The sequence below is a fragment of the Myxococcus sp. MxC21-1 genome (genome assembly GCF_032612255.1).
Lineage (GTDB): Bacteria > Myxococcota > Myxococcia > Myxococcales > Myxococcaceae > Myxococcus > Myxococcus virescens.
The window spans coordinates 8,145,244-8,171,039 of sequence record NZ_CP123278.1; the positions used below are offsets into that span (position 1 = coordinate 8,145,244).

Annotated in this window: 24 protein-coding genes and 2 pseudogenes; 11 read left to right on the plus strand and 15 right to left on the minus strand. The window is 70.2% G+C overall.

Annotated elements, in window-relative coordinates; genetic code table 11:
* Positions 1 to 2 precede the first annotated feature (2 nt).
* Entirely contained in the window at positions 3 to 368 is a 366-nt protein-coding gene (locus QEG98_RS36415) for a two-component system response regulator (protein ID WP_316564590.1), read from the plus strand.
* A gap of 100 nt (positions 369 to 468) precedes the next feature.
* Complete coding sequence (gene nagZ, locus QEG98_RS36420; protein ID WP_316564591.1) at positions 469 to 1,578, plus strand: beta-N-acetylhexosaminidase; 1,110 nt, start codon at positions 469 to 471, stop codon at positions 1,576 to 1,578.
* An 87-nt stretch (positions 1,579 to 1,665) separates the two neighbouring features.
* Here nagZ and QEG98_RS36425 read toward each other — a convergent pair whose 3' ends face one another.
* The 3 genes from QEG98_RS36425 to QEG98_RS36435 form a co-directional block, all read right to left on the minus strand.
* Positions 1,666 to 2,157: a hypothetical protein gene (locus tag QEG98_RS36425; RefSeq protein WP_090488164.1), complete on the minus strand. Its 492-nt coding sequence runs from the start codon at positions 2,155 to 2,157 to the stop codon at positions 1,666 to 1,668.
* 320 nt (positions 2,158 to 2,477) lie between these two features.
* The gene (gene bcp / locus QEG98_RS36430) at positions 2,478 to 3,260 is read right to left on the minus strand and encodes a thioredoxin-dependent thiol peroxidase (RefSeq protein ID WP_316564592.1); all 783 of its coding nucleotides are present in this window, start codon (positions 3,258 to 3,260) and stop codon (positions 2,478 to 2,480) included.
* Between the two features lie 61 nt (positions 3,261 to 3,321).
* Positions 3,322 to 3,516 (minus strand): hypothetical protein, encoded by a 195-nt coding sequence (locus tag QEG98_RS36435; RefSeq protein WP_316564593.1) that lies wholly within the window; start codon positions 3,514 to 3,516, stop codon positions 3,322 to 3,324.
* 372 nt (positions 3,517 to 3,888) lie between these two features.
* On the opposite strand from QEG98_RS36435, the pseudogene QEG98_RS36440 reads away from it, so the two are divergent.
* Positions 3,889 to 4,535, plus strand: a pseudogene (locus QEG98_RS36440) (hypothetical protein).
* 51 nt (positions 4,536 to 4,586) lie between these two features.
* On the opposite strand, the gene QEG98_RS36445 reads toward QEG98_RS36440, so the two are convergent.
* The gene (locus QEG98_RS36445) at positions 4,587 to 5,906 is read right to left on the minus strand and encodes a response regulator (protein ID WP_316564594.1); all 1,320 of its coding nucleotides are present in this window, start codon (positions 5,904 to 5,906) and stop codon (positions 4,587 to 4,589) included.
* Between the two features lie 183 nt (positions 5,907 to 6,089).
* Here QEG98_RS36445 and QEG98_RS36450 point away from each other — a divergent pair, with 183 nt between their 5' ends.
* The 6 genes from QEG98_RS36450 (at position 6,090) to QEG98_RS36475 (ending at position 12,626) form a co-directional block, all read left to right on the plus strand.
* The gene (locus tag QEG98_RS36450; RefSeq protein ID WP_316564595.1) at positions 6,090 to 6,371 is read left to right on the plus strand and encodes an MXAN_6627.5 family MYXO-CTERM protein; all 282 of its coding nucleotides are present in this window, start codon (positions 6,090 to 6,092) and stop codon (positions 6,369 to 6,371) included.
* 10 nt (positions 6,372 to 6,381) lie between these two features.
* Positions 6,382 to 7,425: a class I SAM-dependent methyltransferase gene (locus QEG98_RS36455; RefSeq protein ID WP_316564596.1), complete on the plus strand. Its 1,044-nt coding sequence runs from the start codon at positions 6,382 to 6,384 to the stop codon at positions 7,423 to 7,425.
* Positions 7,426 to 7,536: 111 nt separating this feature from the next.
* Complete coding sequence (locus QEG98_RS36460) at positions 7,537 to 8,982, plus strand: UbiA family prenyltransferase (RefSeq protein ID WP_316564597.1); 1,446 nt, start codon at positions 7,537 to 7,539, stop codon at positions 8,980 to 8,982.
* 13 nt (positions 8,983 to 8,995) lie between these two features.
* Positions 8,996 to 10,390, plus strand: coding sequence for an FAD-binding oxidoreductase (locus QEG98_RS36465; protein ID WP_316564598.1), 1,395 nt, complete (start codon positions 8,996 to 8,998; stop codon positions 10,388 to 10,390).
* A gap of 24 nt (positions 10,391 to 10,414) precedes the next feature.
* Positions 10,415 to 11,152, plus strand: a complete 738-nt coding sequence (locus QEG98_RS36470; RefSeq protein WP_316564599.1) for an SDR family oxidoreductase — start codon at positions 10,415 to 10,417, stop codon at positions 11,150 to 11,152.
* A gap of 118 nt (positions 11,153 to 11,270) precedes the next feature.
* Positions 11,271 to 12,626: a DoxX family membrane protein gene (locus tag QEG98_RS36475; RefSeq protein WP_316564600.1), complete on the plus strand. Its 1,356-nt coding sequence runs from the start codon at positions 11,271 to 11,273 to the stop codon at positions 12,624 to 12,626.
* A gap of 1 nt (position 12,627) precedes the next feature.
* Here the strand turns inward: QEG98_RS36475 and QEG98_RS36480 are convergent, their stop codons facing one another.
* The 8 genes and pseudogenes from QEG98_RS36480 to QEG98_RS36515 all read right to left on the minus strand — a co-directional run bounded on the left by QEG98_RS36480 (position 12,628) and on the right by QEG98_RS36515 (position 21,550).
* Positions 12,628 to 13,665 (minus strand): MBL fold metallo-hydrolase, encoded by a 1,038-nt coding sequence (locus tag QEG98_RS36480; protein WP_316564601.1) that lies wholly within the window; start codon positions 13,663 to 13,665, stop codon positions 12,628 to 12,630.
* Between the two features lie 234 nt (positions 13,666 to 13,899).
* Positions 13,900 to 14,997 (minus strand): NAD(P)/FAD-dependent oxidoreductase, encoded by a 1,098-nt coding sequence (locus QEG98_RS36485; protein ID WP_316564602.1) that lies wholly within the window; start codon positions 14,995 to 14,997, stop codon positions 13,900 to 13,902.
* Positions 14,998 to 15,078: 81 nt separating this feature from the next.
* A pseudogene (locus QEG98_RS36490) lies at positions 15,079 to 16,855 on the minus strand (fatty acyl-AMP ligase).
* On the minus strand, positions 16,852 to 17,133 hold the full coding sequence (locus QEG98_RS36495; protein ID WP_020478192.1) for an acyl carrier protein: 282 nt from the start codon (positions 17,131 to 17,133) through the stop codon (positions 16,852 to 16,854). The pseudogene QEG98_RS36490 and the gene QEG98_RS36495 overlap by 4 nt, the downstream one beginning before the upstream one ends.
* Positions 17,126 to 17,701 (minus strand): isoprenylcysteine carboxyl methyltransferase family protein, encoded by a 576-nt coding sequence (locus QEG98_RS36500; RefSeq protein WP_316564603.1) that lies wholly within the window; start codon positions 17,699 to 17,701, stop codon positions 17,126 to 17,128. Before QEG98_RS36500 ends, QEG98_RS36495 begins: the two co-directional genes overlap by 8 nt.
* Positions 17,695 to 18,777 carry a type III polyketide synthase gene (locus QEG98_RS36505; RefSeq protein ID WP_316564604.1) on the minus strand — a complete coding sequence of 361 codons (1,083 nt, stop codon included), beginning with the start codon at positions 18,775 to 18,777 and terminating at the stop codon, positions 17,695 to 17,697. Before QEG98_RS36505 ends, QEG98_RS36500 begins: the two co-directional genes overlap by 7 nt.
* A 239-nt stretch (positions 18,778 to 19,016) precedes the next feature.
* Complete coding sequence (locus tag QEG98_RS36510) at positions 19,017 to 20,609, minus strand: MXAN_6640 family putative metalloprotease (RefSeq protein ID WP_316564605.1); 1,593 nt, start codon at positions 20,607 to 20,609, stop codon at positions 19,017 to 19,019.
* Positions 20,606 to 21,550 (minus strand): HmuY family protein, encoded by a 945-nt coding sequence (locus QEG98_RS36515; RefSeq protein ID WP_316564606.1) that lies wholly within the window; start codon positions 21,548 to 21,550, stop codon positions 20,606 to 20,608. Before QEG98_RS36515 ends, QEG98_RS36510 begins: the two co-directional genes overlap by 4 nt.
* 415 nt (positions 21,551 to 21,965) lie before the next feature.
* Here QEG98_RS36515 and QEG98_RS36520 point away from each other — a divergent pair, with 415 nt between their 5' ends.
* A complete protein-coding gene (locus QEG98_RS36520) occupies positions 21,966 to 22,088 on the plus strand; it encodes a siderophore-interacting protein (protein WP_141618859.1) in 123 nt (40 codons plus the stop codon).
* A 572-nt stretch (positions 22,089 to 22,660) separates the two neighbouring features.
* On the opposite strand, the gene modC is transcribed toward QEG98_RS36520, so the two are convergent.
* The 3 genes from modC to modA are packed head-to-tail and all read right to left on the minus strand — an operon-like array spanning position 22,661 to position 25,160.
* Positions 22,661 to 23,731, minus strand: a complete 1,071-nt coding sequence (gene modC / locus QEG98_RS36525) for a molybdenum ABC transporter ATP-binding protein (RefSeq protein ID WP_316564607.1) — start codon at positions 23,729 to 23,731, stop codon at positions 22,661 to 22,663.
* Positions 23,728 to 24,381 carry a molybdate ABC transporter permease subunit gene (modB, locus tag QEG98_RS36530; RefSeq protein WP_244171545.1) on the minus strand — a complete coding sequence of 218 codons (654 nt, stop codon included), beginning with the start codon at positions 24,379 to 24,381 and terminating at the stop codon, positions 23,728 to 23,730. The genes modC and modB overlap by 4 nt, the downstream gene beginning before the upstream one ends.
* 20 nt (positions 24,382 to 24,401) lie before the next feature.
* A complete protein-coding gene (gene modA, locus QEG98_RS36535) occupies positions 24,402 to 25,160 on the minus strand; it encodes a molybdate ABC transporter substrate-binding protein (protein WP_316564608.1) in 759 nt (252 codons plus the stop codon).
* A 96-nt stretch (positions 25,161 to 25,256) separates the two neighbouring features.
* On the opposite strand from modA, the gene QEG98_RS36540 reads away from it, so the two are divergent.
* Entirely contained in the window at positions 25,257 to 25,766 is a 510-nt protein-coding gene (locus tag QEG98_RS36540) for a MarR family transcriptional regulator (protein WP_316564609.1), read from the plus strand.
* The last annotated feature ends 30 nt before the right edge of the window (positions 25,767 to 25,796 follow it).

Genomic DNA, 25,796 nt, shown 5'->3' on the forward strand with positions numbered 1-25,796 from the left:
GCATGGGCCCCATCCTCATCGTCGATGACGAATTCGGCATCGTCGAGGCCATGCGCGACCTCCTGAGCGACGAAGGCTACCGGACCGCCATCGCGCTCAATGGGAAGGAGGCCTTGGAGCGGATGGCCGAGGAGCACCCCTGCCTGGTGCTGCTCGATTACATGATGCCGGTGATGAACGGCCCGGCCCTGCTGGAGGCCATGGAGCGCAATCCCCTGCTGCGTGACATCCCCGTGGTCATGATGAGCGCCAGCCCGCCGGACTACTGGAAGCACCTGCGTTGCGCGGCCTTCCTCCCCAAGCCCTTTTCCCTGGACGAGCTGCTGGTGATGGTGAAGCGCTTCGCCCAGAGCGCCATCCTCCAGTAGCGCGCCTCACCGGCCTGAGGCCTGACAGGCAGCCGACGCTTCCAGGAGAACCGCGTTCCCCCCGAGCGCCCAGCCCCTGGCTTCTGCCAGACTGCGCGCCGTGACGACCTCCTCCAGCCTCTACCGCGACTGTGCCCGCCTCTTCATGGTGGGCTTTCCCGGCACTCACATCGACAGCGAGCTGGCCGCGCTGATGGATGACGGCATCTACGGCGCCATCCTCTTCAAGCGCAACGTGGGCAGCGCCGCGGACACGGCCGCGTTGTGCCACGCGTTGAAAACACGCGCAGGCCGGCCCTTCATCCTGTCGGTGGACCAGGAGGGCGGCCGCGTGGCCGAGCTTCGCGGCGCGCCCTTCACCGCGCTGCCGCCCATGCGGGAGCTGGGGCAGCGCGGCGACGCGGTCCAGGTGGAGCGCGTGGGCCGGCTGCTGGCGTATGAGCTGCGCGCGCTGGGCTTCGACTGGGACTTCGCGCCGGTGCTGGACGTGGACACCAACCCGGCCAACCCCGTCATTGGCGACCGCAGCTTCAGCCGCGAGGCGGAGGAAGTGGCGCGGCTGGGCATCGCGCTCGCGCGGGGACTGGAGGCGGGCGGCGTGGCTTCGTGTGGCAAGCACTTCCCCGGCCACGGCGACACCACCACCGACAGCCACCTGACGTTGCCGCGGCTGCCGCACGACTTGGAGCGGCTGCGCAGCGTGGAGTTGGTGCCTTTCCGCGCCTTCGCCCAGGCGGGGCTTGCGTCCCTGATGACAGCGCACGTCCTCTTCGACGCGCTGGACCCGGGGGTGCCCGCCACCATGAGTCAGCGCGTGCTCCAGGGTGTGCTGCGCGAGGAGCTGGGCTTTGACGGGGTGCTCGTCAGCGACGACCTGGAGATGAAGGCCATTGCCGGCCACTACTCCGTGGAGGAGGCCACGGTGCAGGGCACGCTCGCGGGCGTGGACCTGTTCCTGGTGTGCCACAACGCGGACGTGCAGCGCCGCGCCATCGAAGCCCTGGTGAAGGCAGTGGAGTCCGGTCGCGTGTCACGGGAGCGAATCGCGCAGGCGCACCGGCGACTGGACGCGCTCAGTGCCCGCTTCGCGCACCCGGCGGAGGACCGGCTCGCCCTGCTGGGGAGCCCGGAGCATCACGCGCTGGCCGAGGGGCTCGTCAGCACCTTCACCGGCCGCGACCCGACCGAGGTGATGCTGGCCTCTCGCTGAAGGCGCGGGGCCGGGGTGCCACGCGCTCCCGGCGCCCTGCACCGGGAGCAGTTGGAAGGGGCGGCACGAGACCGCCCCGGTGTGACTTCAGCGGCGGTAGGGGCCGCTGCGGTCCTGCCAGCCCAGCGGGCTGTAGCCGCTGTAGTGGCCGCCGCGCTTGCCGCCCAGCGTGGCGCCGTCCTCACCACCCAAGCCATGGGCCGCGGGCGAGTACGCGGCGCCGCCCTCCGCGTGGTACCGGTCGTTCATCATCTTCCCGGCGTCGTCCACGATGGAGCGACCCTGGGTGCCGTCGTTCTTCGGCGTGCGCGGGTCGATGCTGGAGCCAATCTGGTCGATGGTGCCGTTGTAGCCCCGGTTCGCCGGCAGCGTCCAAGGCGGCAGCGGCTTGTTGGTGTTGCCACCCTCGATGTTCTTCATCGCATCGGGCTGGTCACCGCGCTGGGCGACGAGGCTGCCCCGTGGCTCATCCGGCTGACTGCCACCGGTCTCCGGAAGCCCCCGGCAGCCTACGGCCAGAACCGCGCCCGCCACCAATGCCGCCGCCGAACCCCACCGCCGAATATTCCGCTCGCGCATGTCGACTCCTCCGAGTCCCTTCAATCTGGTTGCTCGTACTTCCCGAAGATGGGGCACGCCGGGCATGGACACCACGGGGTGACTCCATGTCCGCATGACGACGGACCGCCCGAACCCCACATATAGCCCCAGCGGCGGCCGGGAGCAGCCATCTTCGGCGCTCCCGGCGCCCGCCCCGCGGAGGGCTTCTTCTTCGTCGAGGAAGCCCACGTCGAGGTCGCGGGCCGCTTCCTCGCCCGGAGCCTCAGGTCCCCATGGCGGATTGCTTGCTGGAAGACGTCTGGGCCGACGTCCTCCCAAGGCCGCCCAGGCCCGGAGCGCTACTTCCTGGAGGCCTTCTTCGCAGCCGCGGACTTCTTCGCGGGCGCGGCCTTCTTCACCGCCGCGGACTTCTTCGCGGCCGGGGCCTTCTTCGCAGCCGCAGGCTTCTTCGCCACAGGGGCTTTCTTCGCGGTCGCGGCCTTCTTCGCCGCACGGGGTGCCTTGGCGGCCGGAGCTGCCTTCTTCGCCGTCGCCTTCCTGGTCGCGGCGGACTTCCCTGAGACAGTCTTGCCCGCCGGAGCCTTCTTCGCGGCGGCCACCTTCTTCCCCGCGGGCGCCTTCTTCGCGGCGGGCTTCTTCACGGCACTGTCCGCCGCCGGAGCTTCGCCCTTCAGCGCGGCCAGCACCTCGGCGACGTGGCCGTTCACCTTCACCTTGGGCCACACCTGCTTCAGCACGCCGTCCGGGCCGATGAGGAACGTGGCCCGGGTGATGCCCAGGAACTTGCGGCCATAGAGCGACTTCTCCCCCCAGACGCCGTAGGCCTCGGACACCGTGTGGTCCACGTCGGCCAGCAGCGGGAAGGGCAGGTTGAACTTGGTCGCGAACTTCCGGTGGCTCGCGGTGCTGTCCGCGGACACGCCCAGCACCACCGCGCCCGCGGCCTCCAGCGCCGAGTGCTCGTTACGGAAGCCACACGCCTCCACGGTGCATCCGGGGGTGTCGTCCTTCGGGTAGAAGTAGAGGACGACACTCCGGCCCGCGAACTGCGCGAGCGATACCGGGTTTCCATCCTGGTCGGCGAGTTGGAAGGCGGGGGCCTGGTCACCTGCTTGGGGCATGGGCATGCGGGCTCATTAACCACAAAGCCCGCGCCACTCAACGCCCAGCGACAGCGTCCCGCTAGTGCGCGGGGTGCCCCGGCTCACCGCCATGGTCATGACCATGCTCCCCGGGCGGATGGCTGTGGGCCTCCAGCCGGACCAGCTCCGTCCGGCAGTCCGTCAGGGCCTGGTGCAAGGGCTCCCGGTCCGCGCCCTCCGGCGTCTGGCCCAGCCGAATCGCCAGGGCCTCACACGCGGCGCGCTTGGTATCCACGTCCGACGTCCCAGGGCCCGTGGCGCCCGGCGTGGCCAGGGGCGCGGCGGCAGCTTTCCCCGCAGGCGACGGATGGCGGCGATCCGCTGCTCCGCTTCCGGGCGGACCTTGGAGTCCTTGGGAATCGCCTCGAAGGCGTTGATGACGGGGTCCCATGCCGGGTCCAGGGGGGACACGCGGCGGTCAATCAGGTCGCGGTAGGACTTCTCTGCGTCCCGGAGCTGATCGGGTCCCTTGTCGCAGCCAGGCGACAGAAGCAGACAGAGCGCGAGCGGCATGACGGCGGACAGCCGTCGGGTGATCATCCTCATGAAGGGTCGGTTCTCCTCTCCTGCTGGCCTCCCGATTGAAGCACGGCTAGGGTGCCGCGTCGTGCAGCCCATTCTCCTCGCCTTCCTGCTTGGCCTGTCCCAAGGCATGCTCCACGCCGTGGGCCCGGACCACTGCGCCGCCATGGCCACCCTCGGAACCCTGGGGGAGGCCGGCGCCGCGCCGCCATCGCCACCGCCGTGCGCTTCGCGCTGGGACACGCCGTCATGCTGGGCGGCATCGCCGCGCTCTGCATCCTGGCGGGCGTGGGCCTCTCAGAAACCTTCGAGCGCTGGGCCGAGATTTTCGGCGGCGCCGTGCTGGTGGCCCTCGCGGTGGCCGCCCTGCTGTTCCCCAGCAGCCTGGACCACGGACACCCGCACCTGCCTGGCCACACCCAGGAGCCGCATCAGCACGTGCACACGGTGAGCACCACCGCTGGCGCGCTGATGGCCGTCAGCGGCGTGCGCTCGCTGCTGCTGGCGCTGCCTCCGCTGCTGGTGGGTGGCAGCATGAGCGCGGCCGCGTGGATGTACCTGCCCGGCTTCGCGCTGGGCATTCTCATCGGCATGGGCGTGGTGGGGCTGATTTTCGCGGAGGGCATCGCCCGGCTGAACGCGCAAATCACCCGCTGGGTGCAGCGCGTGGTGGCCGTGGGCTCCGGCGCGCTGGGCCTGTTCTGGATTGGCTCGCGGCTGGTCGGCGGCTGAGCCCCGGCGCGGAGTCCCCGCCCAGGACGGCGGGGACGGACGGCGCGGCGGCTACCCGCGCTTGTCCAGGATGCCCAGCGACATCATCGCCACCAGGAAGCCGTAGACGACGTGCTCGGGGCGGTTGGCGAAGGCCAGCAGCTCCGCCACGGTGCGGTTGCCGTCGATTTTCGGCAGCAGCTCCGCCTCCCACCGCTCCAGCTCCACTTCGTTGAGCTGGTAGGCCGGAGCCACGGCGGGGATGAGGCGGTCCTCCGGCTGGAGCAGGCGCCGCAGGCGCTCCGGCTTGTAGAGCTTCTTGATGCCCCGGACGATGAGGTTGGCCGGGTGCACGTCCAGCTTGATGGACTCCGCGCTCGCCTTCTCCCGGAAGCTCAGCACGTACGTGCCTTCATCCCACGCGAAGAGCGAGTAGATGACGGCCTTCACCTGCTGGCCCACGTAGTAGAGGCGCTCGGTGTCCTTGAGCAGCCCGCGCTCCACCAGCACGTCACCGGTGCGGCGGTTGGACTGCGCGGCCACCGCCGACGCGTCCTGGAGCTGCTCCGGCTTGATCTTCCCCACGCGAACGAGGAACTGACCGAAGCGGTCCGCGAGCAGGTTGGAGAGGGCGAACACCGGCGTGCCCTTCTCGAAGTAGACGACCTTCTTCACCTTGCCCTTCTGCACGCCCAGCTCGCCTGTCTCGCGGGAGAGATAGAAGGCGGTGAGGAGCGAAGGCAGGTTGTCGCGGATTTCACCACGGCGGCTGCCCGGCGCGCCCGCGGGCGGCGGGTCCGGCGGACGGCCCGGCGTGGGCGGGCGCACCTGCGTGGCCGGCACCTTCTGCATGGGGCTGGCCGTGAGGTTGGCGCCGCGAATCTCCGCCGTGATGTTGCCGCCGCCCGTCACCTTGATGCGGCCGGTCAGCTCCATGGCGTCCTGCGGGCCTTCCTCCTCCACGTCGATGTCCAGCTCCACCTCGAAGGCGTCCTGGAGCGACGCGGCCGCCGCGGCGGGCTTCTCCGGAGGCAGCACCTTCGTCATCGCCTCGAGCAGCTTCTGAGCCTCGAAGGGTTTCTCGAAGTAGCCGGCGGCCTGGTACTTGGTGCGCGACTCGACGGCGTGCTTGCCACCCTTGAAGACGCCGGTGATGAAGAGGAGCGGGAGCTGGGGGTTGTCCTTACGCAGCGCGTCCGCGAGGTGGTACCCCATCATGTCGGGCAGCAGGATGTCGAGCACGGCCGCCGCCGGGGGCTGGGCCTTGGCCAGCTCCACCGCCTGCTTGCCGCGGCTCGCACCAATGACCTCGTAGCCCGCCTCCTCGAAGAGCTGCGTGAGGAGGGACAACAGCTCCTGATTGTCATCGACGACGAGGATTCGGGGTGCCATCGCGGGGCGTACCGTACCAGATGCGAAGGGAAGGGTCAGACAATCTGCCCCCGGGTGCTCCAGCCACCGCGGAAGATGCATCCGACCCTCCATGCGGTTAGGGTGACGCCCTCGATGTTCCCCTTCCGCTCCCACCTGCGTCACCTGCTGGCCTGCCTTCCCCTCCTGCTGCCCCTCGGGGCCATGGCCCAGTCCGACGGGGGGCTCGACGCGGGCCTCCCCGACGCCTCCGTGGGAGAGGGCGGCGCGGACCGGGACAACCCCGAGGGGGAAGACGGTACAGGCAGGGTGAATACGTCCTGCCGTAGCAGCCGGGATTGCTCCCCCCGCTTCTCCTGCGATGACGGGCTCTGCCGCTACACTGGCGTGCGCAAGGCAGACCAGCAAGGCTGCGTGCTGGGTGGCCAGGCCGCGCTCCTCGTCGTGGGCCTGGCCGCTGTGGGCGGCTACAGGCGCAGGCGTTAGGAGCACACGCATGAGGCTGGGGCTCAAAGCGGACAACCTGCTGGAGCGCGTGGCGGACTGGTTCAACCTGGCCCCACAGCCGGTGGCCCATGCCTTCTTCGGGATGATGGCGTCGCGGACGCTGATGGCCGGCGTGCGGCTGGGCGTCTATGAAGCCCTGACGGACGGGCCCGTGTCGGCGGAGACGCTGGCGGCGCGGCTGAAGCTGTCCCAGGAGGGCACTCGCACGCTGCTGGAGGCCCTCATCGCGTGCGAGGCCGTGGAGCGTCAGCGCGGTGGCCGCTACCGGCTGGCCCCTCGCGCCAGGCGATGGTTGGACCCGCGCTCGCCCCGCTACGTGGGCGCCTTCCTGGAGTTCAACTACGCGCAGTGGGACTGGTGGAACGGGCTGGAGGGCGTGGTGCGCACCGGCCAGGCGGTGGACATCCACGGCTTCGCGCCCGACGACGCGCGCTGGCGCGACTACATCCACGCCATGCACCAGATGGCACGGCTGGCGGCTCCGGAAGTCGTTGCGGCCATCCCCCTGCCCCGGGGTGCGAAGCAGGTGTTGGACCTGGGCGGCGCGCACGGCTGGTTCGCCGCCGAGCTGTGCCTGCGCAACCGGGGCCTGAAGGCCACGGTGTTGGATTTGGAAGGCAGCGCCCGCGTGGGCCGGGAAATCATCGCCTCGGCGGGGCTGAGCCACCTCGTCACCCACCGCGAAGGCGACATCCTCACCGCGGAGCTGGGCGGCCCGTACGACGGGGTGATGCTCTTCCAGGTGATGCACCACCTGTCCCCCGCACAGAACGTGGCCCTGCTGCGACGGGTGCGCGCCTCGCTGGCGCCCCGGGGGACGCTGGCGGTGCTGGAGTATCTGCGTGAGAATGCCGACACGCCCACCAGTGCGGCGCCGTTGATTGGCTTGCACTACTTCCTCACCTCCGGCGCGGCCGCCTATACGCCCGCCGAGGTGGAAGGCTTCCTGGACGACGCGGGCTTCCGCATCGAGACCAGCCGCCCCATCCGGCACCTGCCCTTGCAGACGCTCCTGGTGGCCCGACTGGACTGAGCGTCTACCCGACCGCAGTTCTAGCAGGCTTCCCCAGATGTGGCTTTTCCACGCGAAGGGCGTCTGCGCTACCCTGCCCGCCCTCCGATGGCCTCCGTCACATCGTTGCCCATGCTTCCCCAAACACCCATTCCCGAGGACTCTCCGGACGTACCGCTCGCCGTCGACCTCGACGGAACGCTGGTGCGCACGGATACGCTGCATGAGAACCTGTTGGTCCTCTTCAAGCGTGCCCCCTGGCTGCTGCTGCTGGCCCCCTTCTGGGTGCTCAAGGGCAAGGCCTTCTTCAAGGCAGAGGTGGCCCGGCGCGCGGCCCTGGACGCCGCCAGCCTGCCCTACCACGAAGAGCTCCTGGCGTACCTGAACGAGGAGAAAACCCGAGGCCGCCGGCTGGTGCTGGCCACCGCGGCGGACCGGCGCATCGCCGAAGCCGTGGCGGCGCACCTGGGCCTCTTCTCCGACGTCGTCGCCAGCGAAGCGACAGTGAACCTGTCCGGCGCACGCAAGCTGGCGAAGCTGAAGGAGTTGCTGGGCACCTTCGACTACGCGGGCAACGACGCGGTGGACCTGCCCTTATGGCGTGAATGCCGCCACATCATCGTGGTCCACGCGCCAGCCGGGGTGCTGAAACAAGCACAGGGCCTGGGCCGCGCCGTCCACCGCGTCTTCGAGCGCCCAGCCACCCGCCTCCGCACCTGGGTGAAGGCGCTGCGCGTGCACCAGTGGGCGAAGAACGCGCTCGTCTTCGTGCCGCTGCTGGCCGCCCACAAGGCCACCGAGCCGGACAAGCTGCTCCAGGCGCTGCTGGGCTTCGCGGCCTTCAGCCTGTGCGCCTCCAGCGTGTACGTGCTGAATGACCTGCTGGACCTGGACTCCGACCGGCGCCACCCGACGAAGAAGAAGCGCCCCTTCGCGGCGTGCACGCTCCCCGTGAGCACCGGCGTCATGCTGGCCCCCGTGCTGCTGCTGGCCGGCGCCGCGGTGTGCCTGCTGCTGCCGCCCGCCTTCGCCGCCTTGCTGGGCGCCTACTACGTGCTGACGCTGGCCTATTCGCTGCGGCTGAAGCAGGTGGTGATGTTGGACGTGCTGGTGCTGGCCGGGCTGTACACGGTGCGCATCTTCGGCGGCGCGCTGGCGGTCAACGTGCCCACGTCCAGTTGGCTGATGATGTTCAGCATGTTCCTCTTCCTCTCGCTCGCGCTGGTGAAGCGACTGAGCGAGGTACGCCGGCTGCGACTGTCCAACGAGACGTCCGCGCACGGCCGTGGCTACCTGGCCCAGGACTACGAGCAGCTCGCCAGCCTGGGCGCGGCCTCGGGGCAGGTGTCCGTGCTGGTGCTGGCGCTCTACATCACCTCCGATGAAGTGACGGCGCTGTACGCTCACCCGGAGCGGCTGTGGCTCATCTGCCCGGTGATGCTGTACTGGGTGGGCCGGGTGTGGCTGCTGGCCCACCGCGGGCTGGTGAACGAGGATCCGCTCGTCTTCGCCCTGAGGGACCGGGTGAGCTACGCAGTAGGCCTCGTGTGTGCGTTGGTGCTATGGGCCGCCACGTGAGAGGTCTGGCGCGATGAAGTCACGGGAGTCCTGGGGGCGTTACCCCCAAGTCGAACAACAGACGCACGCCCTGGTGTGGCACACGGATGCGCTGCCCCGGAAGGACGGCAGCGTGCTGCCCCACGGGCTGGGGCGCAGCTACGGCGACTCGTGCCTCAACGCGGGGGGCACGCTGCTGCTCACCTCGGGGCTCGACCGCTTCATCGCCTTCGACCCGGCCACCGGCGTGGTCCGCTGCGAAGCGGGCGTGTCGCTGGACACGATTCTGCGCCTGGCTGCTCCGCGCGGCTGGTTCCTGCCGGTGACACCGGGCACCAAGTTCGTGACGGTGGGCGGCGCCATCGCCAACGACGTGCACGGGAAGAACCACCACCGGGGTGGCTCCTTCGGCCGCTACGTGCGCCGCTTCGAGCTGCTGCGCTCGGACGGCAGCCGCCGGGTGTGCGCGCCGGATGAGCATCCGGACTGGTACGGCGCGACGATTGGCGGCCTGGGCCTCACCGGGCTCGTCACGTGGGCCGAGGTGCAGCTCACGCCCATCAGCAACCCGTACGTGCTCCAGGAGACGGTGCCGTTCGGGAACCTGGATGGGTTCCTCGACGTGGCCCGCGCGTCGGAGAAGGACTACGAGTTCACCATGGCGTGGGTGGACTGTCTGGCCCGGGGCAAGAAGCTGGGCCGGGGGCTCCTGTACCGGGGCAACTTCGCGCCGCCGCAGTTCGACGGGCTGCCGCTGGCCAGAAGCCACCTGTCGCACGGCGTGGGGCTGGCGGTGCCCATGGACATGCCGGCCTTCTGCCTCAACCGCCTGTCGGTGTCCGCCTTCAACTGGCTCTACTACCACCGGCAGAACGGCAAGCCGAAGCAGCGGCTGACGCACTACGACCCGTTCTTCTACCCGCTGGACGCCATCTACGCGTGGAACCGCATCTATGGCCGGCGCGGCTTCCTCCAGTTCCAATGCGTGGTGCCCTACGCCACCGCGCGCGACGCGCTGAAGGAAATCCTGGAGCGCAGCTCGCGCGGCGGACTGCCCAGCTTCCTCTCCGTGCTGAAGACGTTTGGTGACATTCCCTCGCCGGGGTGGCTGTCCTTCCCGCGCGAGGGCGTGACGCTGGCCATGGACTTCGCCAACCGCGGCGAGAAGACGTGGAAGCTGGTGGAGGACCTGGACCGGCTGACGCGGCAGGCGGGCGGCGCGGTGTACCCGGCGAAGGACGCGCGGATGAGCCCGGAGAACTTCGCGGCGTACTTTCCGCAGCGGGAGCGCTTCATGCAGTACGTGGACCCGTCGTTCTCCTCGTCGTTCTGGCGGCGGGTCAACCCGGTGTCCCTGCCCTTTTCCTTGGCCGCGGAGCGAGGCGAGACGGCCTCCCCGCCGCCTCGGTCCCTGCTTGCCATCCGCTGACCTCCTTTCCGAGATTCGCTCCCCATGAAGAAAGTGCTCGTCCTCGGCGCCACCAGCGCCATTGCCCAGGCGACGGTGCGGCTCCTGGCCGCGCGCGGCGCCTCGCTGTACCTCACTGGCCGCAACGCGGCGAACCTCGACGCGGTGACGAAGGACGCCGCCACGCGCGGCGCGGCCAAGGTCGCCTCGCAGGTGGTGGACCTGAACGACTTCGACACCCACGAGGCGCTGGTGGAGGCCGCGTACACGGCGCTGGACGGGCTGGACGGCGTGGTGCTGGCGCACGGTGTGCTGGGTGACCAGGCGGAGGCGCAGCGCTCGTGGGCGGCGACGGAGGCGGTGCTGCGCACCAACTTCCTGAGCGCGGTGTCGCTGCTCACCGTGCTGGCCAACCGCTTCGAGGCGCAGCAGGCCGGCACGCTGGTGGTGATTTCGTCGGTGGCGGGTGACCGCGGCCGGCAGAGCAACTACGTGTACGGCGCATCGAAGGGCGCGCTCAACGTCTTCCTCCAGGGCCTGCGCAACCGGCTGGCGAAATCCAACGTCGCGGTGGTGACGGTGAAGCCGGGCTTCGTCGACACGCCGATGACGGCGCACCTGCCGAAGAACAAGCTGTTCGCCTCGCCGGAGAAGGTGGCGCGCGGACTCTTGAGCGCCGCGGACTCGCGGAAGAACGAAGTCTACGTGCCCGGCATCTGGGCGCTCATCATGCTCATCATCCGGACGATTCCGGAGACCGTGTTCAAGCGCATGAAGCTCTGAGCAGGCATGACCGCCCCCTGGCGCGGAGACAAGGCCCGTCAGGGGAGCGCCTCCGCGGTGACGGGGGCGACTGGAAAGCACCCGGGACACTCCGGATAGACTGTCGGGCCAGCCCACCATGAGCGCCACGGCCCCACTGTCCCCGGTCCCCGGTCCCCAGCCCGCCGCGTCCGAAGCGTGCGTGACACCTGCCGCGCCCGAAGCCTGGAGCCTCGCGCGGCGGTTGGCCTTCCGCTTCGCCTTCGCCTACCTGGCCATCTATTTCTTCCCGTTCCCCCTGGACCTCATCCCTGTCCTGGGCGAGTTCATCCACGCGTTCCAGGACGGGCTCTGGAAGGCCGCGGTGCCCTGGGTCGGCAAGCACGTGCTGCGGCTGTCCACGGACATCACCGTGATGCCCAACGGCAGCGGCGACACCACGTTCAACTACGTGCAGGTGCTGATGAACTTCGTCGCTGCCGTGGCGGTGACGGGCGTCTGGTCCGTCGTCGACCGGCGCCGCACCGAGTACGTGAAGGCCCACGACGTGCTGCACGCGAACGTCCGGTACGTGCTCGCGATGAGCATGCTGTCCTACGGGCTGGCCAAGCTCTTCAAGTCCCAGTTCCCCTTCCCCAGCCCGGAGCGGCTGGCGCAGCCGCTGGGAGACTTCTCCCCCATGGGGCTGCTGTGGAACTTCATGGGCTACTCGACGGGCTACAATGTCTTCACGGGCGGCGCGGAGTTCCTGGGCGGCTGCCTGCTGCTCTTCCGGCGCACGACGACGCTGGGCGCGCTCGTCGTCGCGGGCGTCATGGTCAACGTGGTGGCGCTCAACTTCTTCTACGACGTCCCCGTCAAACTCTATTCGTCCCACCTGCTGCTGATGTCGCTGTTCCTGGTGCTGCCCGATGCCCGGCGGCTGCTCGACGTGCTGGTGCTCAACCGCGCCACACAGCCTCGCCCGCTCCAGCCGCCGTTCCCACCTTCGCGCTGGCTGAGTGGCGCCGGGCTCGTGATGAAGGTCCTGGTGGTGGGCGGCATCGCCTACGGGTTTGGGAGCTCGCGGCTGGAGTTCCTCCGCAAGTACGGGGACTCCGCGCCGCGTCCCCCGTTCTACGGCTACTACACGGTCGACTCCTTCACCCAGGACGGGCAGCGCCTGGATGCCACGTCCGGAGACGCCCGACGGTGGAAGGCGGTGAGCGTCAGCCGCTTCGGCCGGATGAACATCAAGCGCATAGACGACACCGTGAAGTCCTTCGGCCTGGAAGAGGACGCACCGAAGAAGACGCTCACCCTCATCGAAGGCCAGGACGACACCGCGAAGAAGTTCGTGCTCGCCTACACACGCTCGGACGCGAACCAACTCGTCCTCCAGGGCACGCTCCAGGAGGCCGCCATCGAGGTCCGCCTCACGCGGGTGGATGAGTCCAAGTTCCTCTTGCTCAACCGGGGCTTCAACTGGATTCAGGAGGCCCCCTTCAACCGCTGACTCAGTCCAGCGCGGGCACGTCGCGGCCCTCGCCGAAGCCCAGGGCCCAGAAGCACGGCCGGACGGGCTCGCGCGCCAGCAGCCACAGCAGGTGGTACTTCGCCTCGTCCTGCCCATCCAGCGCGAGCGCGAAGGTGCCGTAGTGCATGGCCACCGATGTGGCCGAGCGCAGCACCTTGTGCGCTTGGAGGGCTTCCACCGGCCCCATGTGGACCGGACGGAAGGCGGTGGGCCGGTAGGCACCAATGGGCAGCACCGACAGCCGCATGGGACCGAAGCGCTCGGCCATCATCGCGAAGTGGGGACCGAAGCCCGTGTCGCCGGCGAAGAACACCGGCCCGCCAGACGTGGCGAGGACGTAGCCCGCCCAGAGCGTCGCCGCGCTGTCGGTGAGCCCGCGGTTGGAGCGGTGCTGCGCCGGCACCGCCGTCACCGTGCGGCCCGGCGCCACCTCCGTGGACTTCCACCAGTCCAGCTCCACCACGTGCCGGAAGCCCTCGCCGTCCAGCAGCGCCTTGTTGCCCAGACCCACGATGAAGCGAGGATGGTGCGCCTCCTCCAGGCGCCGCAGCGTCGGCAAGTCCATGTGGTCGTAGTGGTTGTGACTCACCACCACCACGTCGATGGGCGGCAGGTCCTCGAAACGGATGCCCGGAGGCCGCACGCGCTTGGGACCGATGAAGGGCACCGGGCTCGGACGGTCCGAATAGATGGGGTCCGTCAGCATGTTGAGCCCGTCCGCCTGGACGAGCACGGTGGCGTGGTTGATGAACGTCACCCGGAGCTGTCCCGGCCCCACGCGCTCCGGAGGCGGCTTGCCTGGAGCGAACTCCTCGTAGTCCCGCCACGGGCCGCGAGGCCCCTTGCGCAGCGCCTTGAAGACCTCGTCCGGACTCAGGCGCTTGATGGGCTCCAGGTTCTGGAAGTGCTCACCGTCGAAGTGCTCCGTCACCGGGCCCTGGTGACGGGGGCCCGCGAAGAGGCAGCCCCCAAGCCACGGTGCCGACAGCAGCAGCACCAGCGACAGGAGTTTCGTCATGGGCCGGGAAGAACGGTCCAGGGACATGGGTGCGGTGCTCCCTCCAGACAGGACTGGGAAGACGCCCGCGCGGCCCGAGCTCGACGTCCATGTCTCGGCGTGACAGTGGACCGGGTTTGCGCCCGTCCGGCAACCGGCAACACACTTCTGGGGACGCCACCGCACAGCGGGGGGCACGCTCCGGCGACGGGCGGAGGAGAACGCCAACGCCTCCGCGCCCCTCCGCCCCCGCGCTCACGTCACGACGGCGTGCAGGATGCGCTCGAACAGCCAGGGCGTCTTCCCCAGCAGCCGAACCACGGGACGGCGAAGCCAGGGCCGTCGCGCCAGCATGAGCAGTGCGCCTGTCGACCGGGAGTACTTGCGGAAGACCCGCTGGAAACACTGCTCGTAGGGCATCAGCGCTTCGCGCGTGGCGCCCTGGACGAGCGCCTCCGGTAGCAGGTTCCCCAGCGACTCCGCGCACACGAAGGCCAACGACAGGCCCTCTCCGGTGATGGCGTCCACGTAGCCCGCCGCGTCTCCCACCAGCGCGAAGCGGTCGGCGATGCGCGCTCGGGACACCCGGGCCAGCGGTCCCGCGCCGCGGGGCTGGGAGTCCGACTCCGAGCCAGCGAGCCGCTCCGATAGTTTGGGGAAGCGGGCCAGCAGCGTCTCGAAGCTCACCCGCCCTTCCGCCACGCCGTCCTCCCAGAGGAAGGCCAGGCCCACGCGCCGCACGCCCGTGGGCGTCACGTAGGCCTCCACGCCATGCGCGAAGTGGATCTCCACATAGGGCGTCCACGGCGCGACCTGGAAGTGTCGTCGCAGGCCGAAACGGCGCGGTCCCGTCGGCTCCACCTCCAGACCTTCCGCGCGGCGCAGCGGTGAAGCCAGCCCGTCCGCGGCCACCAGCATGGCGGCCTCCACCGGGCCTTCGGCCGTCTGCAGCACCACGCCATTGCCATCCCGCTGGTGGGACAGCACCTGCGTGCGCTCGCGCAACTCCACGCCCACCGTGCGCGCTCGCGACACCAGCGCCGTGGCCAGCGCCACGCGCCGCACGCCCAGCGCGCCCTTGCCTGGGAACAGGCCCTCCGCCGTGCTGCCATCTTCCTGGACGTAGCGGATGCCCACGAAGGGATGGCTGCCCTGGTCATCCAGCAGAGGCAGGACGCCCAACCGCTCCAGCACCGCCATGCCGGGAGGCAGCAGCCCTTCGCCACAGGCCTTGTCCACCGGCGCGGTGCCGCGCTCCAGCACCACGGTGTTCAGCCCACGCAGCGTGGTGATGATGGCCACCGCCAGCCCCGCGGGTCCTCCGCCCACCACGGCGACGTCATACCGCTTCACGGCGTGGACTCCTCCGGGACTCGCATCCCCATGATGGCGGGCCTCACGCTGACGCCGTGCACGGCCCCAGGGCCTGAGGCCTCACGTGTCGCTCTCCGCGCGGACCATCGCCAGCGCGCTCCGAGCCATCTCCACCGCCAGCCCCACCGCGCCCACCTTCTTCGGCGGCGCCAGCTCCTCGGCCAGGTAGCGGCGCAGCGCCTCGGCGCGGCGCAGCTTGCCGCTGGACGTGCGCGGCAACGTGCCGGCACCAGCATCCGCACGGTATGAGGCCGCACGCCCGTGGTCTCCACCACCGCCGCGCGGATGCGCTCCTCGACCACGTCGTCCGCCTCCTGCCCCGAACGCTCCGCGAGGATGAGCAGCGCCTCGTCCTCGCCCCCTTCGGGCGTGAAGCCCAGCGCCACCGCGCAGCCCGCGCGCACGCCCGCCACGCTCTGCAGCGGCTCCTCGAACGCCTGCGGCGCGTGGTTCGCGCCTCGGATGATGACCACGTCCTTCGCCCGGCCCGTGAGGAACAGCTCGCCCTCCGCGATGAAGCCCAGGTCGCCCGTGTCCAGCCACCCGTCCCGCGTCAGCGTCCGGTCCGTGGCCTGCGCATCCGCGAAGTAGCCGGCCATCAGGGACGGCCCCCGCGCGAAGACCCGGCCCACGCACCGCTCCGCCAGCGCCTCGCCCGTCTCGCCGCGCACCTCCACCTCGAAGCCCGCCACGGGCATGCCCACGCTCACCAACTCCCGCGAGCCCTCCGCCACCCGGCCCTCCCGGGCCAGCAGCCCCGCGTCCACGCCCAGCGCGCGCGGCCCCCGCCCTTCCGGTGGGAAGGTGACGGCGAGCGACGCCTCGGACAGCCCGTACACCGGCCGCAACGCCCGCGCGGAGAAGCCCCACCGCTCGAAACGCACCGAGAAGCGGCGCAGCGTGTCCACGGACACCGGCTCCGCGCCGTTGAGCGCGTGCCGCCACGACGACAGGTCCACCCCGTCCAGCTCCGCGTCCTTCACCCGCTTCAAACACAGGCCATAGGCGAAGTTGGGCGCGGGAGAGATGTAGCCCCGGTGGCGAGACAGCGCGCGGAGCCACAACGCGGGCCGTGCGAGGAAGGCCTCGGGGGGAATCAGTACCAGGCTCCCCGGGTAGTACAGCGCGGACAGCAGACAGCCGATGAGCCCCATGTCGTGGTACAGCGGCAGCCAGCTCACGCCCACCCGGGGCACCCCCGCCCCCAGCGGCATCGCCATCTCCAGCGCCGCGACCTGCGCCAGCAGGGCTTCGTGCGTCAGCGTCACGGGCTTCGGATCCACCGTGGAACCGGACGAGAACTGGATGAGCCCCAGCGCGGCCGGCCGCACCGGGACCTCCAGCACCTCATCCCCCGGGACACCTCGTCCACCGTGTAGCACCCCAGCCGGGGGCGCGCGCGCTCCACGCTGGGCCCCAGCAGCAGGCGCACGCGAGCGTCCGTCAAGACCATCACCGAGCCCGTCACGTGGAGCATCCGCGAGGTCGCGCGGTGGTACTCCTCCAGTCGCCCCAGCCGTACCGGCGGGTACAGCGGCACCGGCACCGCGCCCGCGAGCAACGTGCCGAAGAAGGCGTCCATGAAGGCCGGCGACGTGGGCAGCAGCAACGCCACCCGGTCACCCTCGCTCACGCCCAGCCGGGCCAGCCCCGCGGCGGTGCGCTTCGCCCGGCGGTACACGTCCGCCCAGGGCATGGCCACCTCGCGCTCGGCCGCGTCCACGAAGGTGAGCCCCAGCGGCGACGTGCGCCCGGTGTCCGCGAGCGCCGCGTTCACCGTCAGATGCCTGGGCGGAGGCAACGCCGGGCCCACCAATCGCGAGCCAGCATCCTTCACGGCAGGGCCTCCTCCGGCCTGGGTTCCACCGGAGCCGCGACCCGCTGCGCCACCAGCTTCGCCAGGTCTCCCACCGTGCGCACGCCCTGCGCGTCCTCTTCGGACAGGCGGATGCGGAAGCGGTTCTCCAGCCCCACCGCCAGCACCGTGAGGCCCAGGCTGTCCAACTGGAGGTCACGCACCAGGTCCTGCGAGGGCTCCACCGCGCCCTTCCATTCCAGCTCCTCGGTGACGATGCGATGAATCTCCGTCATGACCTCCAGTTCGCGTTCAGCCACGTGGCACCTCCGGAATGAAACGAGGGCGATGGGAGAACGCCTGCGCGTACACATCACCCAGCGCCGCCTCTTCCGCGCGGATTCGCACGTAGAGCAGCGCCGCATTGCCCACTGAGAAGACCAGCGCCGTCCACCATGCACCGTGGATGAGCGGCACGCACGCCAGTTCCAACACCACCGCGACATAGTTGGGATGGCGCAGGAAGCGATAAGGCCCGCCCGTCACCGGCGCCAGCCCCGGTACCACGATGATGCGCGAGTTCCACCGGTCGCCCAACGTGGCAATGGCCCAGTACCGCAGCCCCTGCGCCAGCACCGCGCCCGCCAGCGCCGCCCAGCCCCACGCGCCCGGGAAGCCGCGCCGCAGCAGGAACACCTCCGCCACGCACGCCACCAGGAACAGCGTGTGGAACACCACCATGAAGCGGTAGTGCCGCTGCCCCGTCTCCACCCCACCGCGCGCGAAGGCCCGGGCGGCGTTGCGCTTGGAGAGCACCAGCTCCACCAGCCGCTCCACGACGAGCGCGGCCATGAAGCCCAGGAAGAGGGCGTGTGGGGAGGTCACCATCGCAGCAGCACCATCTCCGCGCCGAAGCCCGGCCCCATGGCCATCATCACGCCCCACTCCCCCGGCTGCGCGCGGACGGACTCCAGCGTCTCTCCGAGCACGAAGAGCACCGACGCGGAGGAGAGATTGCCCAACTCGCGCAGGGAGGCCCACGAGCGCTCCAGCGTCGAGGGCGCCAGCTCCAGCGCCTCCTCGAAGGCCTCCAGCACCTTGGGCCCGCCGGTGTGCGCCACCCAGTGCCGGATGTCCCCGCGCTTCAGTCCATGCTGCGCGAGGAAGCCATCCACGTTGCCCCGGATGTGGTCCTTCACGAGCCCCGGCACCTTCGCGGACAGCACCACCTTGAAGCCGGTGTCCACCACGTCCCAGCCCATGATGCGCTCGGTGTCCGGGTAGAACACGGAGCGCGACGCCACCACCTGCGGCCCTCGCGCACCCGGGGCCGCCGCGCCTCGGAGCACCGCGCACGCCGCGCCGTCGCCGAAGAGGCCGGACGCGATGATGTTCGGAATGGACAGGTCCTCGCGCTGCAACGTGAGCGAACACAACTCCACGGCGATGACGACCGCCGTGTGCTCCGGAAAGCCGCGCAGGTAGTCCGCCGCCCGGGCCACGCCCGCCGCGCCCGCCACGCATCCCAGACCGAAGAGCGGCGTGCGCTTGAAGTCCTCCCGGAAGCGCATGCGGTTGGCCAGCCGCGCGTCGATGCTCGGCGTGGCGATGCCCGTCACGGTGACGAAGAAGACGTGGTCCACCTCCCCGGGCGTGAGCTCCGCCGCGTCCAGGGCCTTGCGCACCACCGTTTCGCCCAACTCCGTGGCCGAGCGAATCCAGGCGTCATTGCGCTGTTGGAATGTCAGCAGCGGCGGATACGCCTCCAGGGGCAACGCCAGATGCCGTCCTCCCACCTGGACGGCGCGGTGCAGGTCCTCCAGCCGCTCCAGGTTGAAGTGGCGCGTGGCCCACAGCTCGCGGAACGCGGCGATGAGCTGCTCCTGACTGGCGTAGTGCGGCGGGAGTGCCCGCCCCACGGCACGGATGGAGGGCGAGCGGTCCTGGCCTGAGGCACTGAGCATGGCGTTCCCGGGTCATTCGCGTCGGTGGAGACTTGACGCTTAATCGGAGATAGCGTCCAACGCGATACGGGATGTTCCCGCTTCCGTCTCCCGCACGCACCTCGCCTGTCCGACTGTCACGCGGATGACGCACACGGCCGTCGCGGCCGGCGCATCGACACCACGTGTCGGGAATCCCCAGGGCGGTGGTGTCGAAGAAATCCGTCCCGCTCCATACACAAGCGTTGAACGCACCTTGCTCAACGCCGGATGAAGGCCGCCACCAGGAACAGGAGCAGCGCCCACGTCAGCCCGCCCGGTGCCGACGAACAGCCACCCTCGTCACGCGGAGGCGGAGGCGGAGGCGGGGGTTCACCTGGCACACCCGCGTCGACACCACCGTCCAGGTCTCCTCCTGGACCTGCGTCGACGCCGCCATCCGGCTCACCGCCCACGCCCCCGTCCAGTTCGACCCCACCGTCCGGGTCGGGCGGTGGCACGGTGACGCAGGGCTCGCCGGAGTCCTCCCCGGAGATGCACAGCCGCCCATACCGGCCCAGGCCTTCGCGCCGTCCGTCCACCACGGCGACGATGACGTGCGTGGCGTCCTCCGCGTCCACGTGAGCGGACAGGGTCCCCACGCCGTCCGCGCGTGCGACGCGCAGCACCTGCGTCGGCGTCACCGCGGCCACCAGCAGGTGGATGGCGGGAGCGTCCTCGCCCTCGGTGGGCTCGAAGGAGGCGGTGACAGATGACATTCCACCTTCCACCTCGAAGTAGCGCGTCGACGCGGCCGCCACCCGCACGGACGGCTCCGTCACTGGCAGCGTGCGTGGCGCGACGGACAGCGGCGCATAGCCCTCACCGTTCTCATAACCCGCGCCCTGTGCCCGGCGCGGTCCGGTGGCCAGGTTCCACAGGGCGAACTCCGCGAAGGCGGTGTCGAAGTCAGCGCCCCAGTCGCGCTGTAGCGCCGTCTCCACCAGCACCGGCCAGCGGACCGACGGCGTCACGACGCTTTCCTCCCACAGCGAGCGCACCAGCCCATCCCCGAAGCGCTCGCCCAGGAACTGGAAGTAGATGCTCGTGCCATAGCTGAAGGACACCGCCGGCCCTTCCGGGTCCAGCACCAGGGTGCGGTCCGGACGCGACAGGTACGCGGCGGTGAATCGCTCCAGGTCATCCAGCGCGGGCCGGTAGCGCTCACTGGCCCAGACCGCGGTGCCCTCCGACGCCACGCTGCCCAGGCCCGGGTGATAGGCCGCCTGCACCGCGTGGAAGAACTCGTGGCTGGCGAGGATGTCCACCGCCTCGTCATGGGACGGGTAGTTGTAGCCCGCGAAGTCGTTCTCCTGGAGCATGTGCCCGGTGCAGCGCGACGATGCCTCCAGACAGCCGTCCAGCCGGAAGGCCCCGTCCGCGATGCCACCGAAGTCCACCAGGTACACATCGAAGCGGCCGTCGCCGCCGTTGTCGCTCCCCACCCAGCCGTCATCCGGCGGCAGCCGGAAGCCCAACCCTTCATAGAAGGCGGCGACGCGGTCATACGCGGACGCGACAGTCTCCACCGCGTCCGGAACACCACTCCCGTCCGCGTCCGCCGCCGGTACGGCGTTGGAACCCGAACGGGAGAAGTGGATGCGGAAGAGTCCCCCAGGGGACACGACCGATTCCACCGCCTCGCCCTCGTCGAAGCGCGGAGGCATCGCCGAGGGCGAGGTGGGGCGCGCTCCCGCTTGCAGTCCCGCTTCCCACGTCACGAACGAATCGTGCCGTTCGTGCGGTTCACGCGAAGCCTGCTGGACGGGTCCACACCCGAAAGGGATGAGCAGGAGCAGCGCCCGGAGCTTCATGGCAGGAAGGCCCACTTCACGCGGAGCTGCCCCGAGCCGCTCGGCGTCCCCGACGGCAGCTCGTTCGTCGCGTTGCAATGCTCCTGCACGGCCAGCTCATAGTAGGACGTCACCTCGAACTTCACGTGGCGCCCGTCCGCCAGGCGGATGATGAAGACATCCCCCGACATCTTCACGCAGCCCTGGTAGGACCAAAAGCTGCTCAGCGCCATCGTCGGCCCGGAGAGCCCCGAGTTGTCCGGGATGAACTCACACGTTTCGGTGTACCAGGCGTCGGACTGGAAGGTCAGGTCCGCCGGCACGGACGTCACGGTCTCGAAGCGGGTGCCCGTGGGCAGCCGCGCCACGCCAATGCAGGACGGGCCGGACGTGCCGCCGTTCAGCCGGATGTAGTAGCGACGGAACGCGATGTCCCAGCCATGGTCGCCCAGCGACGTCTGGTCGTCGATGTTGACCCGGGACAGGCCCTCGGGCGTGAAGCGAGCGTAGGTGTAGGACTGGTTCACCGTGAGGCCACCCGCGCGGGCATCGATGTACGAACGGAACTCGCCCGCAGGCGCCTCCTCCTCGAACATCGCCGTCGTCGACGGCGTCGTGAGCAGGTTCAGCCGATCGATGCTCTGCTCGCTGCAGGGCACGTCGCTCTGGCACAGCGGCTCCGTTCCCGCGTCCGCCTCGGGCTCCGTGCCCGAATCCGGCTCGGGCTCCGTGCCCGCGTCCGGCTCGGGCTCCGTGCCCGCGTCCGGCTCGGGCTCCGTTCCAGAGTCCGGCGTCGGGTTCGTCCCGGAGTCTGTCTGTCCGGCGTCGGGCACCGGGGTGGGGTCTTCATCAGACGAACCACAATTCACCAACAGGGCCAGCGCCATCGCCACGGCGGCCAGCACCCACAGGCCCTGCTTGCTGGCCTTCGTGTGCATCGTTTCTTCGGTGTGAGTCTTCATCAACGGCCCTCTCCCTCGGATGGTGCGGAGCCGGAGACCACCCATGGCCAGGACAAGGCGCACACGGCGCAGTGCCATTCCGGCCTCCACTCGCGGCACCATAATTGATAACGATTCTCATATTCAATATTCGACCCATGAAATCATCGTCCTCCTGAAGCGCCCATGCCGGGAATGCCCGCAGTCCTCGCAAATACCCTCGTGCCGTGGTTCGCGAAGGCCACCCGCGTCACTGCGGTTGAGACGCTGGCACCTCGACTGCGCCGCGTGCGCTTCGAGGGCGAGTCGCTCAAGGGTGTCCGCGCCGAGCCCGGCCACGAAGTGGAGTTCCGTGTCGGCCCGACGGCCTTCCGGCACGACACGCCGTCACTGGTGGACACAGCGCGTGGAGCGCTCGAGGTCGTCGTCTTCTTCCATGGCCAAGGCCCCGGCAGCAGCTGTCGTCATGCTGCGCCAGGAACTGCTCGACCGACGCGGCTTCGCGAAGCGCGACGTGCGCAGCAAGGCTTACTGGCGGGACGGCAAGCGGGGCCTCTGATCGCAACGTGCGGATGAAGCGAGCAGGCGGAGACTGTTGAGCGCGAGGAGGTACCGCCTGCCATGTGCGGTACGCAATCTCTCGACCTGCGCGATCGGTCCATCGCAGCCTGGCAAGAGAGTCCCCCCCCTCCTGGCGGCCATTTCTCCGCGCGATGCAGCCGGTGGGCTGGCCCACCGCGGCGACACAATCGCCCAGCCCTTTTGAAGCGCGCCATGAGGCGAGCCGCCCCGAGGGCCGGGGCGCACCTCGGCAGCTCGCTGTTCGGAAATGTCGGGAGATTTCGCGGCGCAAAACCCCCGACATTTCCGAACAGCGAGCTACGGGAGTGACTCCGGCGCCCCTCGGCGCGAGGGGCCTCCGAGGGGCACGGTCCGTTCAGCATGAACTCCACCATGGAGGTGATGGCATCCGCGCGAGCCGTGCGCTCACGAGGCGTCCCCGCGCATGCACTCCTTGCGCGAACCGCTCCGTCCCGCTGTCGCTCGTCCTGCCCTGCCGGCGTTCGCGCGGCCCACGGACGACTCGTCGCGACGGTTCCGTCTCTCAGCACATCTGAGCTGCGCGCTGAGTCAGCGCAGCCGCCGGCACGCGGACGTCTTCACCGCCAGGGACACCCGCGCGCCGGGCACCACGCCCAGCTCACGCACCGACGCGGACGTGAGCCACACCACCCAGCGCACGCCCGCCACCTCCACGGTGGCCGCGTCCTCGCCCGTCGCCACGGGCTCCACGTTCACCACCGTGCCCGTCATGACGTTGCGCGCGGAGACGCCCGTCAGCGGTTGGATGGACAGCAGGATGTCCGCGGCCGGCACGGCATAGGCCGCGCGCGTGCCCGGCGCCAACGCGGGCGAGTCCGGCACCCACAACGACAACCCGCCCTGCATCCGAAGCCGCAGCCCGCCGTCATCTGGACGCTCCAGGACCCCTTCGAGGATGTTCTCCTCCCCTTCCCCTTCACCGGCGAGCAGTCCTCGCGCCGCCGCGCCCAGCACCTCGGCCGCGGGCCCGGCCGCGCGGACCTGCCCCTGGTCCAGCAGCAGCGCCTCCCGCGCCAGCACGCGCGCCTCGCCCAACTGATGCGTCACGTACAGCATCGGCACCCGGGCCTCGTCGCGCACGCGCAGCAGGTACGGCAGCACGCGTTCCTTCAGCGCCACATCCAGCGCGGCGAGCGGCTCATCGAGCAACAACAACGCCGGGTCCGTGGCCAGAGCGCGCGCCAACGCCACGCGCTGCTTCTCGCCCCCGGACAGCGTGGCCGGGTAGCGGCGCAGCAGCGGCGCCAGCTCCAGAATCTCCACGGCCTCGTCCACGCGAGAGGCCCGCCCCGGCCGCACGCCAAAGCGCACGTTCTGCTCCGCCGTGAGATGCGGGAAGAGCAGCGCATCCTGGGGCACGTAGCCCATGCGGCGCTGTTCGGGCGGCACGTCGCTTCGGGCAACGCTGTCCAACAACACGCGGCCATCCAGCACCACCCGGCCCCGGGCGCCGCGCCGCAGCCCCGCGAGCACCTCCAGCAGCGACGTCTTCCCGGAGCCCGAGCGCCCCATCACCGCCACCGACGCGCCATCCAGCCGCGTGCCCACCTCCAGCGTGAAGCGCGCCAGTGGCAACCGGATGTCCAGCTCCAGGCTCACGCGCGCACCCTCCGCCCACGCCGCCGCGTCACCGCCTCGGTCGCGAATACCGCCACGAAGGCGAGCAGCGCCGCCACGCCCGCCAGCCGCAGCGCCTCCGCGTCCCGCCCCAGTTGCGTGCGCTGGAAGATGGCCAGGGAGAGCGTCTGCGTACGGCCTGGGATGTTGCCCGCCACCAGCACCGTGGCGCCGAACTCCCCCAGCGCGCGGGAGAACGCCAGCAGCGCGCCCACCAGCACACCGCGCCAGGCCAGCGGCAACGTCACCCGGAAGAAGGCGCGCGTGCGCGAATCGCCCAGGGTGCGCGCCACCGCCACCAGCCGCGGGTCCACCTCCTCGAAGCCCGAGCGCGCCGAGCGCACCAGCAACGGGAACGCCATCACCGCGCTCGCCAGCACCACGGCCTTCGGCGTGAAGACGACCTCCAGGCCCCACGCGTCCAGCACGCGCCCCAACGGGCCGTTGCGCCCGAGCAACTCCAGCAGCACCAGTCCCACCGCCGTGGGCGGCAGCACCAGCGGCAGCGTCAGCACCGTCTCCACCACGCCCTTGCCTGGGCCCTCCCACCGCGCCAGTGCGTACGCCACCGCGAGCCCTGGCGGCAGGATGAGCAGCGTGGCCAGCGTCGCCACCCAGATTGTGAAAGACACCAACGCCGCGACGCCCTCCATCAGGGAGCCCGCGCGCTGGGAACGCCGAAGCCGTGGCGTGTGAAGACCTTCCGAGCCGCGTCCGACTGGAGGAAGCGCACGAATGCCCGCCCGGCCTCCGGCGCGGCGCCCTTCGTCAGCGCCGCCGCCGGATACACGATGCGCGGCACGTCCTGCTCAGGCACCTGGAAGGCGACGCGCACGCGCTTCGAATGTGCCGCATCCGTGGAATACACGACGCCTGCGTCCACGCGCCCCGTCTCCACCGCCGCCAGCGCGGCGCGCACATTGAGCGCCGGCACGACGTTCGGCGCCAGCGCCTTCCAGAGCCCCGCCTTCACCAGCCACGCCTTCGCATACACGCCCGCGGGCACCGCCTCCGGGTCCGCCAGCGACAGCCGCTTCAACCCACGCAACCCAGCGGGTGAGGACGGCGCCGACTTCGCGTCCACCGGCACCACCACCACCAGCCGGTTGGACAGCAGGTCCACGCGCGTCGAGGGCGCGACCAGGCCCGCCTTCTCCACCGCGTCCATCTGCGCCGTGTCGGCAGAGAGGAAGACGTCCGCGGGCGCTCCGGCCACGGCCTGACGTGCGAGGTCGTTCGAGGCCCCCAGGGAGAACTCCACCGCGTGGCCCGTGGTCTGGGTGAAGGCCGGCGCCAGTTCCTGGAGCGCGTCCGAGGTGCTCACGGCCGCGAACACCAGCACCGTGTCGGCCTGGGCAGCCCCCCCCGACAACAGCGTGGAGACGGCACAAAGCAGGAACAGATGACGCATGGCGTAGCACCTCGCATATCCGGACAACCCGCGTCGCATTGTCGTCAGGTCCGCGTCCATCTGGACAACAGATTGACCCGCCCATGCGGGGCCGCTATGGGATACTCCGTGTCACGGAAATTCCACAAAGAGGATGAAGACGTTTCCGAGGACCTGGAGAAGCTCCAGAACCTGCTCCTCGCGCTGGGCCGGCGCAGTTCGCTCCGTGACCCCATCGCCAGCATGTGCGAACAGCTCCAGTTCACGCCACCTCAGGTTCACGCCATCCTCTGGCTGGGTCAGGACGGTCCGCTCACCATGGGCGAGCTGGCGCGCCGGCTGGGCGTCACGGAGAAGACCGTCACGGGTGTGGTGGACCGGCTGGAGCGCCAGGGGCACCTGCTGCGCGAGCGCAGCGCCACCGACCGCCGCGTCGTGCACTGCCGCCTGACGGAGGAGGGCCAGTCGACCTGGGAGCGGCTCAACCGCGTGGTCGTCCATGGCATGCACCAGTTCCTGGGCATCCTCGACGCGGGAGACCGCAAGGCCCTCTTCCGCATCCTGGAGAAGCTGGTGAAGCGCATGAGCGCCCCGGGCACGCCCACGCCGCGTGAGCGCGCGGGCTGACAGGCGGGCCCCCGGCGGGGCCCCAGCCCT